Annotated in this window: 7 protein-coding genes; 1 reads left to right on the top strand and 6 read right to left on the bottom strand. The window is 40.3% G+C overall.

The genetic code is table 11. The features are described from left to right. Nucleotides 1-37 precede the first annotated feature (37 nt). From AC04QZ_RS11115 to AC04QZ_RS11095, 5 genes are all read right to left on the bottom strand, one after another. Nucleotides 38-1,633 carry a SusD/RagB family nutrient-binding outer membrane lipoprotein gene (locus AC04QZ_RS11115; protein WP_478357816.1) on the bottom strand — a complete coding sequence of 532 codons (1,596 nt, stop codon included), beginning with the start codon at nucleotides 1,631-1,633 and terminating at the stop codon, nucleotides 38-40. Between the two features lie 10 nt (nucleotides 1,634-1,643). Beyond that, nucleotides 1,644-4,688 carry a SusC/RagA family TonB-linked outer membrane protein gene (locus AC04QZ_RS11110; RefSeq protein WP_478357815.1) on the bottom strand — a complete coding sequence of 1,015 codons (3,045 nt, stop codon included), beginning with the start codon at nucleotides 4,686-4,688 and terminating at the stop codon, nucleotides 1,644-1,646. Between the two features lie 319 nt (nucleotides 4,689-5,007). Next, the gene (locus AC04QZ_RS11105; RefSeq protein WP_478357814.1) at nucleotides 5,008-5,802 is read right to left on the bottom strand and encodes a DUF4397 domain-containing protein; all 795 of its coding nucleotides are present in this window, start codon (nucleotides 5,800-5,802) and stop codon (nucleotides 5,008-5,010) included. A 24-nt stretch (nucleotides 5,803-5,826) separates the two neighbouring features. Then, nucleotides 5,827-7,383, bottom strand: a complete 1,557-nt coding sequence (locus tag AC04QZ_RS11100) for a SusD/RagB family nutrient-binding outer membrane lipoprotein (protein WP_478357812.1) — start codon at nucleotides 7,381-7,383, stop codon at nucleotides 5,827-5,829. Nucleotides 7,384-7,394: 11 nt separating this feature from the next. Next, nucleotides 7,395-10,475, bottom strand: a complete 3,081-nt coding sequence (locus AC04QZ_RS11095; RefSeq protein WP_478357811.1) for a SusC/RagA family TonB-linked outer membrane protein — start codon at nucleotides 10,473-10,475, stop codon at nucleotides 7,395-7,397. A 244-nt stretch (nucleotides 10,476-10,719) separates the two neighbouring features. Between AC04QZ_RS11095 and AC04QZ_RS11090 the strand changes: the two genes are divergently transcribed. Next, nucleotides 10,720-11,466, top strand: coding sequence for a DeoR/GlpR family DNA-binding transcription regulator (locus AC04QZ_RS11090; RefSeq protein WP_478357810.1), 747 nt, complete (start codon nucleotides 10,720-10,722; stop codon nucleotides 11,464-11,466). A gap of 37 nt (nucleotides 11,467-11,503) precedes the next feature. Here the strand turns inward: AC04QZ_RS11090 and AC04QZ_RS11085 are convergent, their stop codons facing one another. Further along, on the bottom strand, nucleotides 11,504-12,799 hold the full coding sequence (locus AC04QZ_RS11085; RefSeq protein ID WP_478357809.1) for a RagB/SusD family nutrient uptake outer membrane protein: 1,296 nt from the start codon (nucleotides 12,797-12,799) through the stop codon (nucleotides 11,504-11,506). Nucleotides 12,800-12,803: the final 4 nt, after the last annotated feature.

Here is a 12,803-nt window from a genome sequence, read left to right as displayed (position 1 = left end):
TGGATCAAATTTTATGATACAACCTCACATCAATAACTTAGTTGGTATCCCACCAAAGTGGTGTTAACAAACGGTATTTCTCTGAGTTATCGCCTACTGCTTCAGGGTTACGGGTTTGTTCGTTGGTTTCATAAACCATTCCCCTTATCCATTGATTTGCATTATTGGCATCAAAAACAACCGTATTCAGGTTTACGGGGCGCACTAATGACGGGCCATATATCGCCTGACTAAAATCAGCTCTTCGCATATCCACCCAGGTTTCGGGATTTAAACAAAGTGTGATATATTTTTGACGCATAATATGGCTCAAGCCTTGCGTAAGGTTTGCAAAATGAGCTGCTAAGCCATCTGCTAATTGTGCCGTCCAATACGTGTTAATTTCGGTTGCGGTAACACCTAGTTTACGCATATTGGCTTTAACACCTTCTTCATAAGCGGCAAGGGCACCGGCCACATCATTGGAACGCAGTTTGGCCTCTGCTTCGATCAACTTAATTTCGGAATAGGTAATAAAAGGAATGGGTGAGGTTTGTTTAGTATAAAAACCACTGTTACTGAACCGCCCATAATCGTTCCCGTTTGTTTTAGTGGCATCACCTGCCTGCCCATTGGCCAATATACCCTGACCACCCGCCAGACCAGCTCCGGCTTTTAAACCACGGTACTGCCCATCAGAAGCGGCTGGCTGCATAATCCTGCTTATCCTCGGATCTTGAAAAGTAGTGTTGGTAACAGGAAAAGACGATAACATATTTACAAAAAACTGGCTCCAGGCAAAATATCGTGGATCGTACAGGTTGTTGTTGGGATCTGTTACGGTTAATACAAAACCTCCCCAACTGTACCATGGGTTTTCATCTGTTTGAATACCACCAGATAAATAAGCGAATTGGGCATCCATACCATCGGCATTAAAGGCGTTATTACAAGCTTCGATAATTTTCGCAGGACTGTATAACGCTCCTTTTTTTGATAAGTGGTTCAGATATCTTGCTTTTAACGCCCAGGCAAATCTTTTCCATTTGGTTACATCTCCCTGAAACATAATATCGCCCCCGCTGGCATTAAGCCCGGTATTATTGGTTGTGCTGCTAAATGCCACAATAGCCTCATCAAGTAATTTATCTATGCGCTGATAAACATCTTGCTGTTGTTGCATTTTGGGCAATAGATTTAGCTGGGTTTTACCATCATAATAATCATCTACCACAATGGCACCGTACTGGTCGGTAAGCAAGCCAAAATTCATAGCTAACAATGTTTTTCCGGCCCCCACAAAATAGGGGCTCCCTTCTTCTTCGCCAAGGTTGATCAGATCGACACAATTAGGCATGGTATACACATAAGCATTCTGCCAAAGAAAGTAACTGGCGGTGAACCGCCATTGTTCTGCATTACGGTTTGTACCTGTTAGCAGTTTAGTAGTTCCGTACTGAACAAGCCCCGAGATCTCTCTGGTGCCTCTCCACAATGCCGCACCATTTGAGGTGGTAATGGCGCCAACCAAACGGCTCGCCGCCGAAATTTTTGTCGGGTTATTTGGATCTTTATTTACATCAAGGTACTTCTTGCATGAGGTACCTAAAAACATACCACTAATTAATGATGCTATTATTATTTTATTTTTCATGACGCTGCAATTAAAAAGTTAATCTTAAACCCATATCCACTCCACGGGTAGCCGGAATGCCGAGATTATCGAACCCGAACGAACCAGAGCCACCAACCCCAGCTCCGCTGCCCGAAACTTCAGGATCTACACCCGAATATTTGGTAATCAGGATCAGGTTCCTGCCAGTTATTGTAAATGCTAAACCTTTTAATTTCGTTTTAGTTAAAAAGCTGTTTGGCATATTGTAGGTTAAGGTAGCGTATCTCAATCTGTACCAGCTACCATCCTCCACAAAGTCGTAGCCTTGATTGGCATAGATGGTTTGATAATAATTTTGATTTAGTGGAACTGATATTGCACTTGGTAATCCGGTAGATTCTATAATTCCATCAAAAACTTTTGACCCGCGATCTAGTGTTTTTGTGCTTAAGCCCGAACGGACTAATGAATTTTCGGTTGCATTGAATACATCTCCACCTACACGAATATCGATCATAAAAGAGAGTGATAAATTTTTATAATTGAAGGTATTGGTAATGCCCGAAGTAAAATCGGGGTTCCGGTCGCCAATATTAGCTAAGGCTGTTTGCACTTGTGGATAACCAGTATTACTGAGTAATAATTGCCCCTGAGCATTTCGTTTCCAGACATTGCCATTAATACCAAATAAACTTCCGTTTAAGAATGCTGCACCCTGAGCAGCGTTGGCGGCTACCCAGGCATCAGATAATTCAACCCGATCTAAAGCCCCCGGAAGCTCTTTCACAATCGATTTATTATGTGCAAAATTGATATCGATAGTCCATCTGAAATCTTTTTTAACAATCGCCTGTGCATTCAACACCACCTCAATTCCCTTATTCTGAATAGCACCGCCGTTTAGATAAGTAAGGAAAGCTCCGGCTGAGGGCGGAACCCTGGTTGCCAATATCTGGTTATCTGATTTACTGCTGTAATAAGTAAAATCGATACCAAATCGGTTTTTAATGAACCTTAAATCTGCCCCAACCTCAAACGCCCTGGTAAACTCGGGTACAAGCTGTGGATTTCCAAATGCATTGTTGGCATTGGTAATAAAACCACGCGGATTGATGGTGAAGGTATTGGTAACCGCAGCAAGCGAAGTGGTCGTTACATGTGGCGGTGCATCTTTACCTACATTGGAGTAGGCTGCTCTGATCTTTCCATATGAAAAAACCTGATCATCCGATTTCAGTTTAAGCTCTTTCAACAAATCGGTTAAAACAACAGAGGTACTTATAGCCGGATAAAAGAAAGCATTATCGCCAACCGGAATGGTTGATGTCCAGTCGTTCCGCGCCCTTAAGTTTACATAAATAATGTTTTTCCAGTCGAAATTAAAATCGCCGAATAAACCTATAATCCTTCTGCGGTTTAAGGTTTCAGAAACAGAACGATCGGTAGCAACAGTATTATTTATGCTTGGAAATGTTGGATCGATAAAATTAATGGCATTGGCCGTTAAGGTTTGTATGCGTGTATTTTCGATGTTGTTACCTAAAGCCAGGCTAAAATTGTAATCATTCCAGAATGTTTTCTTTGCTGTGGCAATGAAAGTGGATGTGGTAATCTGATTGGTATTCGTATTTTGCCCGATAGCACCTTTCAATGCATCAGCTTCCAAGGTACCAGGCATCCGCACTGCCTTAAAATTCTCGGTATACAAATCTGTACCCAAACGATAGGTTAGATTTAAAAAGCTAAAGGGATTGTAGTTGATATTGGCTACCCCGATAAATCGATTGATTCCACTGGTAATAGGTTTGTTTTGGATGGTCCAGTATGGATTGTCATTTCCTCCCGGAAAAACCCTTTGCGAGCCGTTTGGATTTAAGTAATTGGTCATATCATCATTACGTGGCCAATAAAGTGCGCCCATTGTGCCATTCGAACTACCCTGTGGCACCGAAGTACGGTCTGTACGGACATAATTGGCAGATCCTCCTACAGTAAGTTTTTCGCCAATTTTAGTATCCGCATTCACCCTGAACGATTTTCTTCTGAAATCAGAATTATCTACAATGGAACCTTGATCGAGAAGTGAGGCTGAAGTATAAAAAGTGCTTCGCTCAGAGCTCCCACTTACCGAAAGATCGTGGCTTTGAGAGAAGGCTGTTTTAAAGAAATTATTCAGATTATCGTAAACGGTTTCATTTGCAGCAAATTCCGAACCCCATGAATTGGGTGCTGTTGCGCTAAAATTACCTGCCTCACCCTGTTTATATTTACCTTGCAGCTCGGGTAGTTGATTAACATTATCTAGCGAAAAAGTATTCTGATAAGTAATTTTTGCTGCCCCACCAGAACCTTTTTTCGTAGTGATTACAATAGCACCTGATGCCGCCCTAATGCCATAAAGTGCCGCAGCTGCTGGTCCTTTTAGTACTGTTAACGACTCGATATCTTCGGGATTGATATCAATGGCCCGGTTTGATGCAGGTGCAGTACTGGCTACAAGCCCTGCCTGACTTACCGGCGTTGAATTGTCGACAGGGATACCGTCGACTACAAAAAGTGGTTGATTATTTCCACTTAACGAGCTTCCTCCCCTGATCATAATATTTGCTGATGAACCTGGCGCTCCACTCGAGTTGGTGATTTGAACCCCAGCCACTTTTCCCTGCATGGCATTTACCAGATTGGGCTGTTGCGAATCGACAATTTCTTTGGCTTTAACGTTTTGGGTAGAGAAACCTAAACTTCTCACTTCCTGCTTAACACCAAATGCAGTTACGGCCACCTCATTTAACGTTTTCGCATCCTGCTTTAGCTGAACATTAATTACCCTGTTATTTCCTATTGGCCGCTCTTCGGTTATCGAACCGATGTAGCTAAAAACCAAAACCTGATCGCTGGTGGCTTTAATGGTATAACGCCCATCAGAATCGGTGCTGATTCCTGCAGTAGACCCTTTAACTTTTACTGAAACACCAGGTAACGGCGTACCGTCATCCGCTGATGTTACTTTACCAGAAATGCTTACTTGCTGGGCAAATATTTGCCCAACCAAAAAACACATTCCCAGAAACAAGAATAGTAGTTTTTTTTTCATAAAATTGATTAATTAAGGATTAGAAACTGATGAATTAATACGAAAAATGCAGGCTAATACTGCCTTATCTTAAATATCACTAATATTTTCTTATCAAAAGAAAGCATCTCAGCCTTTTTACATAAAATCTTAACGATTAGGCCGGTATGCAGCCATACATACAAAAAAACTCATTTTGAAACACTTAACCCTGCAGCACTAAACAATAAAGGGGCGATATTAAATTAATACCGCCCCTTTATCAAAAAATCAAAAATACATTTAACCAATTAAATCGAATCAACCCTTCGTATTTTCGACACCTATAAAACTCGATGCATCAATAAAAAGTGGTATAAAATGTTGCTGCAAAAGGATAGGTCGCATTACCTATTATCCCCCTTACATATATCGTGTATGCCCTACCCTTTGATAAGGCAAAGGTTGAACCTGCTGCAAGTAATGGTGTAGTTGTTCCGGTTGGGTTAATAAAAACTTTTATTGATGGAGATATTCCCGGCCCTAAATTAGGTATTTCAGTCCAGGTAGTTGCTATTCCGTATGCGACATTGGAGATGATTTTAGTTCCCGTAGCTACATCTTTAACCAGATCCAAATTTGGGCTACCAGCTGATAAATTAACCATGCGGACAAAGATTTTTGTTGTATCTAACAATGGTCTGTTATCCTCTACCATTAAAGAAGAAGGAATTTTTTTAGTTGTCGTGTTATACTGCCCTGTGGTATAAATGGTATAATACTTACCTGCCTCTGGGGCAATTGTGGTATTAAAAACCTCCAGATTAGCATCGGTAGCAGCTGAGGCAAGAATTTTACCTGTTAAATTCCGTGAGCCCGGGGTGGTAACTGCGTATCCCAAATCAGGAAATAATCCGTTATATGCATAACCCGCATTCTCCGTTCCTGACGTAGAAAGTGCTGATGAAAATTTAGCGCCATCCATGTAAAAAGTTAAGGCTGGACTTGCCGGGCTTAAATTCAGAATCTTAAGGTAAGTGTATTTAGGATCGCCTGGACTTATCTTTTCATAAGCCGTATTTTCAACAAGTTCACCTTTTTTACAAGCGGAAAGTAATCCTATACTCACCACAATAAAATATAATATTTTTTTCATTTTTCCTTTTGATAAATAGTGAAATTACGGTTGAGAAAACCACATTTTATAGGTGTGATAATCATTTTTGTCGGCTCCGATTTTTTTCAATGCATCCACATTCCATAAGTACTCGGAGTTGTAACGAGGGCGATAGCGTTGCGCTGGTTTTCCAGCATTATCTACATAAAAACTTGATGGAAATCTATAAACATTGAGGTATGGATTATTTCCAGCTGCATCTCCTACGTTATAGTTAAACTTCCTTAAATCGCACCAGGTTTCCACAAAACCGTAGCCATAAAGTGCCAGGTATTTTTGCAACATAATATCTCTTAAGGTTAAGGTTGCCGAACTTTGCTGAACTGAGGTACTTGCTAAATACGCCGCCTTTTCGGCAGGTGTAATTGCAGTACCTAAAGCGCTTACAAAATCAATACTTGATGTAATTCCGTTTAGGTATGCCGTATAAGCTAACGGACGATCACCTTTTCTAAACGCGGCTTCTGCTTTAATAAACTGCATTTCAGTATAGGTCATAATCGGGAAACCGGCATTATCTTTAAACAGGTATTTACCTTGGTTTGGCCCAGGGTTGGCTGAACCTAATGATCCCCATTGATTAGGAATCTGATTTTTATTGGCCACTGTACCTGCATCACTGGCATATGGCGCAGTACCCCGAAATATTCCGTCAGGAGATGCCGTTATCATATTATTACGACGCGGATCGATAACCAAAGGCGCGTTGGCTACTGCAAAAGAAGTACCATCAAGCAAGGCAACAATTATCGCTGTTTGGCGATACGCACCTAAATTTGCTCTTAACGGACCAAAAAAGTTACCGTTAATGGCAGTTGTTCCGGTATTCGGTACAATAAAGTTATCCGCATTGCTGGCTAAAGATTTATCAACATATTCAATCACTTTAGCCGGATCGTAAGTGGCTTTATTAACCAGGTTATTTGCATTTCGGGCCAGAATACCATAGTTAAATTTTATCCATTTAGCATTATCGCCGGCATAGATCAAATCGGCAGGGCCAAATTTCACCACTGTGCCTGCACCATCCGTTCTGGTAAAATTAGAAATAGATTGATTGGCTAGCCTTACTACCTCGGCATAAACCTCTGGTTGTGTATCGTAATCGTAAACATAACGGTTAACATCGAAGGCCTGCTTTAAAATAATCTCCCCATGATAATCGGTTGTGGTTTGCCAGCTCCAGGCTTTTAGTGCTTGCGCCATACCTACATAATTCCACTCTTGTTTAGCCTCAGAGTCTTTAATAATTAAGTTTAGGTTTGCGCCTAAGCCAAAATAATTGGTTCTCCATATTTCGCCCATGGCATCGCTACCGGCAATCCAGCCATGCTGCTCGCCAACATTTACTGCTCCGCCAAAATATTGAATAAGCCCCCCTAAATACCTCGAATCGAACTGAATTCCCCGCTCCATTTGGGCAAATAAAGGCGGTGTTAATGTTTTGCTCGAAACTTCCTGCGGGGTTGCCGGATCGGTATTTACATCCAGGTATTTTTTACACCCTGACACAATTACGAGTACAGCAAAAACCGATAATAATAAATATATCTTTTTCATCTCTTTAATCTTTAAAAACCAATTTTCACACCTAAATTATAACCTCTTGGTAAGCCTACAGAACCGAAATCGATACCTGTTCCGCCTAAACCACCCGATGCAGCACTTAATCCGTTAACTGATGGATCTACACCCTTGTAATTTGTAATCAACAACAAGTCGGTTCCGGTTACGAAAACACTGGCATTTTTAATCACCCTGCTTTTTTCAAAAATAGCTTTTGGCAGGTTATAACTTAAAGTAATATCTTTCAACCTGATCCAGTTGATATCTTTTTCTAAGAAATCGGCTGTATTGTAAAAAGTTGAATAATAAGAAGTGGTGATATAAGGAATAACCACTACATTATTTTTGGTTGGGTTAGCAGAATTTTCTAATCCATCACGCATTACGCCTGCTATAATACGAGGCTCTTCACGATCGGTGCTTAACTTAGATAAACCTCTTGCATATAAGTATAACTCTGTGGCATTATAAATATCGCCACCTTTGCGCATATCGAGCAAGAACGAAAGGTTAAAGTTTTTATAGGTAAAACTGTTGGTTAAACCCACCATAATATCAGGAGCACGATCTCCCATTTGAGTGAAATTGGCATCCTTAATCGGCATTCCATTTGCAGGATTGATTAAGAGCTGTCCGTCTTTATTTCTCAAATAATCTATACCGGCAAAAGCTGAAATTGAGGTTCCAACAGCATATTGCGCCCTAACGTTATCAAACAGCCAGCTATCAGATACATAAAACACATCCTGATTTGCTGGTAACGATAAAATTTTACCTCTGGATCTTGATGCATTTGCTGAGATATCCCAACTAAAATTCGATGTTTTTACCGGCGTACCTTTCACCAATAATTCAAATCCATGAACACGGATTTTTCCACTGTTAATGTACTGTAACACTGCACCTGAAGCATAACTTAAGCGGGGTGCGGTTATTTGTTTATCAGAAAGGTTATGGTAATAAGAGAAATCGAATGATAAACGGTTATTAAAGAAACCCAACTCCATACCAATTTCTTTAGCCGTGGTAAATTCGGCTTCCAGATTTGGATTGCCCATATTCACATCCAGTGCATAACCACCTCCTGTTGTTTGCTGGGCAATGAGTTTGTTATCTGTAACGTAGGCTACCCTGGCATCCTTACCCGATTGACCCCATGAACCTCTTAATTTACCGTATGACAACCATCCTAAATCTTTTACTGCCTGCAAATTAGAAAACACAAAACTTAATGATGTTGCAGGATAAAAGAAGGCATTATTTTTTTGCGGCAAGGTTGAAGACAAATCCTGACGACCAGATAAGGTTAAGTACAAGAAATTATCATACCCTAGCTCGGCATTAGCAAAGAAACCAACTTTACGTTTCAGCTCATTAGTGTAGGCAACTCTTTGTGTAGTTGGATCAATATTATTCATACTGAAGAAATTCGGCTGGTAAAAACGGGTACCAAACTGCGCATTTACCTGATAAGAATCATCTTTTATCTCTGTACCCACACGGATTACAGGCTTAAACTTTCCAAAATCTTTTTTAGCAGTTGCTACAAAGTTGGCTGTTACCAAACGCTCGTTTGCGTTATAGGTATTTAAGCCACCACCAGCATTTGTGGTTTGGGCTTTGTTGGCTTCGTAGGACTGAACATCATAAGCAGAAAGACCTGTTTGCGAAAATATATCCGCCCCGGCTGTTCCTTGCATGCTTAACCAGTTTGTTGGCGCATAGGTAAATCCGATGTTTCCAAGCACACGGTTCATTTTATCATAATTTGGATTTCGCTCCACACCCCAGTAAGGATTATCCAGTTCGCCACTCAAGCTTCCGGTAATGGTTCTTCTTTCGCCAAGTGGTGTTAAATAATTCCGCATATCATCTGTTAGCGGCCAAGATAATGCACTTAACATTGGGCTACTTACGCCTTTGTAGGTTTTATCGGTTCTTGATGAAATCAGGTTTAGCGATGCATTCATGCTTATCTTATCGCTAATTTTAGAAGTCGCATTTATTTTACCATTGATGGTATTGTAAGCAGTACCAGGAATTATACCTTTCTGATCGGTATAACCTACCGTAGTACGAACAGAGAGTTTATCACTTCCGCCTTCAATGGTTGCATTATGTTTTTGTGTAAATCCGGTTTTATAAAAATTGCCGATATTATCGTACATCGCTTTATTGGCCGGATATTTTGAACCAAAGAAAGTACGGGTTCTTTGTTCTTCGTCAAAAATACCTCCTGTACCACCACCATAAGTGGTTTGTACTTCAGGATAACGGTAAGTGTTTTCTATTCTGAAAGAGTTGCTATACGATACACGGGCGGTACCTGCTTTTGCTCTTTTCGTTGTAATTACCACCGCACCTGATGCACCATCTGTTCCATATAGCGCTGAAGCTTCAGGTCCTTTCAGGATGGTAAGCGATTCGATCTCCTCGGGATTAATATCCATCGCCCTATTTCCGTAATCGTTCTGACGGTTAAAAGTTCCCTGTCCTACCAGGTTATACTCACTAAAAGTACGGTTAGAGATAGGCAAACCATCTACAACAAAAAGCGGTTGATTATCTCCGTCTAAAGAAATCCCACCACGGATAATCATTGTTGCAGATGCGCCAGGTGTACCCATTGTTGGTGTAATGGTTGCACCGGCTACACGCCCTTGCAGGGCATTCAGAAAGTTATCCCGCTGCGTATCGGCAATATCAGCCCCCTTTAAGGTTTGGGCCGAATAACCTAAGGCGTCTTTCGATCTTTTAATACCAAAAGCAGTAACCACAACTTCGTTTAAGTTACCGGCATCGGTAGCCATTGATACATTGATAATGCTGTTAGCACCCACAGGCCTGTCAACAGTTGTATAACCAACAAAACTAAAGGTTAGCACATCGGTTTTTAAGGCCTTAATAGAATAGTTTCCGTCGGCATTGGTTTGCGAAACGACTGTGCTTCCTTTTATCCGAATGGAAACACCAGGTATAGGTCCATCAGCCGATGTAACCTTACCGGTAACGGTTATTTGCTGCGCAATGGCGTGAGCCAGCAACAGAAACGTACCAATAAAAATTAGTAGTAGTTTTTTTTTCATAAACTGCCAGTTTAGGGGAATGAAATGATTGTTTAGTTGTTAGTTTTTTTTGTTTGCCAAAACACGCATAATAACGCATTTTACTTTAATATTTAGCTAATATCATAAATGTTTTTAAATAAAAAAACAATTTAACAAAGTATATCTTCCTATTAAACAAAATTTTATCGCACAAACACGCATAAAAACGCAAACATTATAATTTTAAAATGTTTTTATACATTCGTAGAAAATCAAATGATTTATGCTAAAAAAAGAACGTCACGATTTCATCATGCGCCAGATTAACCTGCACAACCGGGTGCTAACCTCAGATCTGGTTCAATTGCTTAATGTTTCGGAAGATACGATCAGACGAGACTTGCAGGAACTTGTTGATGATGGCCTACTGTTTAAAGTGCATGGCGGAGCCTTATCTAAATCATATCATAGCTCTTTCGATGATAGTACTGTATATGCAAGAGACAGTAAAATTGTGATTGCAAAAAAAACAATCCGTTTGATCAAGGACGGCATGGTGGTGCTAATTGGCGGAGGCACAACAATCTTAGAATTTGTTAAACAATTACCGCAACACCTGGGCGCCACATTCTTTACCATTAGTCCGCTTGTTGCTGTAGAACTGGCCAAATACAACAATATTGAAGTGATATTAATTGGTGGTCTTTTTTCAAAAAACTCTCAGATAACCTATGGCGGCCATGTAATTAGTCAATTAGCTGAAATTAAGGTTGATTTATGCTTAATGGGTACAAGTGCGATACACCCGGAAGAAGGACTAACTGATACCGATTGGGAAATTAACCAGCTCAAAAAGGCCATGGTAGCCTGCGCGAAAAAAACGGCGGTGCTTTGTATTTCAGAAAAACTCGATATCACGTTGAGGCTTAAAGTTTGCCCGATAGAAAATATAAGCTATTTAATCACCGAGTTAGAAGTAGAACACCAATCCTTAGCCGGTTACCGCGCTAAAGAATTAAATATTTTATAAAAAGCGCCCCGATTTTCATCGGGGCGCTTTTATTCTGCTAGAAAGTAGGATCTGCAGGGGTATTGGTATTGTTATCTCTTTCTGCGAAAGGATAAGGAAAAAAATTACGTTTACGATCGGTTAAAGGCTGATTGAACCTTCTCATATCTTCCAGTTTTAGTCCAGACATAAAGAGCTCGATACAACGGTGTTTGTAAATCAGATCTAATAGCTGTTGCTGTGTATAAGGACCTGTTAGCGCTGGCAATGCCGCACCAACACCAAAAGGATCCGTAGCAGCAGTTTTGGTTACAATCTTATTCAGCTCAGTAAGCGAAGAAGTTAAGTTAGGCGTAGCTTGACGGGCATAGGCCTCTGCCTTAATTAAAGTCATTTCGCCAGGCAGATAAATGGGAAACTGGGTAAAAGTACCTGCACCAAAACCATTAATACGCACAGTAGTATTAACAACAGTATAAAATGGAATCCTGGCATCACCTGCATCGGGAACATTAGCTCCGGTTTGCCCGAGATTCAAATTTTTAGGTTGAATAACGTTATTGGTAGATGTTGCGATTTCAAAAATTGGGTTCAAATTTAATGCATCGTAAGTAAATGTTGATTTTTTCGTTAAATCAACCGTATTTGCAGCAGTTAATGCTAATGCATAGTTTCCTGCAAATAAAGCATAGCGAGCTTTGAGTGCATTTAAAGTACTAGGAATATCTACTCCTGATGGAATGTTTCCTAAAAAAGATGTACTTATCGAGTTTGCTGCAACTACCGCTAATGCATTGTCAATGGTCGCAATTGCTTTATTATAACCATCAACCCGACTAATAAAGGTAACGTTTTGGCCTGTCCCTGCTGGAACCTTTTCCCAATACTCTGATAAATTACCCACAGCCAGGGCTTTAAAAATACTTGCGTAAGCTATTAAACCTGCTGCGTAGTTTTTATCCGGAAGATTAGCGGCATTATTAATCACATTATCCGCATCATAGATAATTTTATTGGCTCCAGCCCAAACATTAAGCAATATCGAATTGGTACCATCTACCTGTACACCTCCAGCCACCAATCTTTCTTCATTGGTATTACCCGTATTAATGGATATCAACTCATTTGTAGTTAAGCCATTAAGTGTAATAGTCGCATACAGCATTCCAGCCCGAGTTGTAGAATAATTTTTCTGTAAACCTACCGTAACGCCTGTTAAACCTTTTGCCGAGGTTAATACATCATCGGCCGTAGCCGCATTAGGATTTAAGTACTCCTTTTTACAAGCGCTTGAAAAAGCCACTATAGTAAGCAGAAATGCATAACCTATATATCTTGATTTTAAATTTTTCATAACA

Source organism: Pedobacter folensis, assembly GCF_056490665.1.
This window is presented reverse-complemented; position numbering and strand designations above follow the sequence as displayed.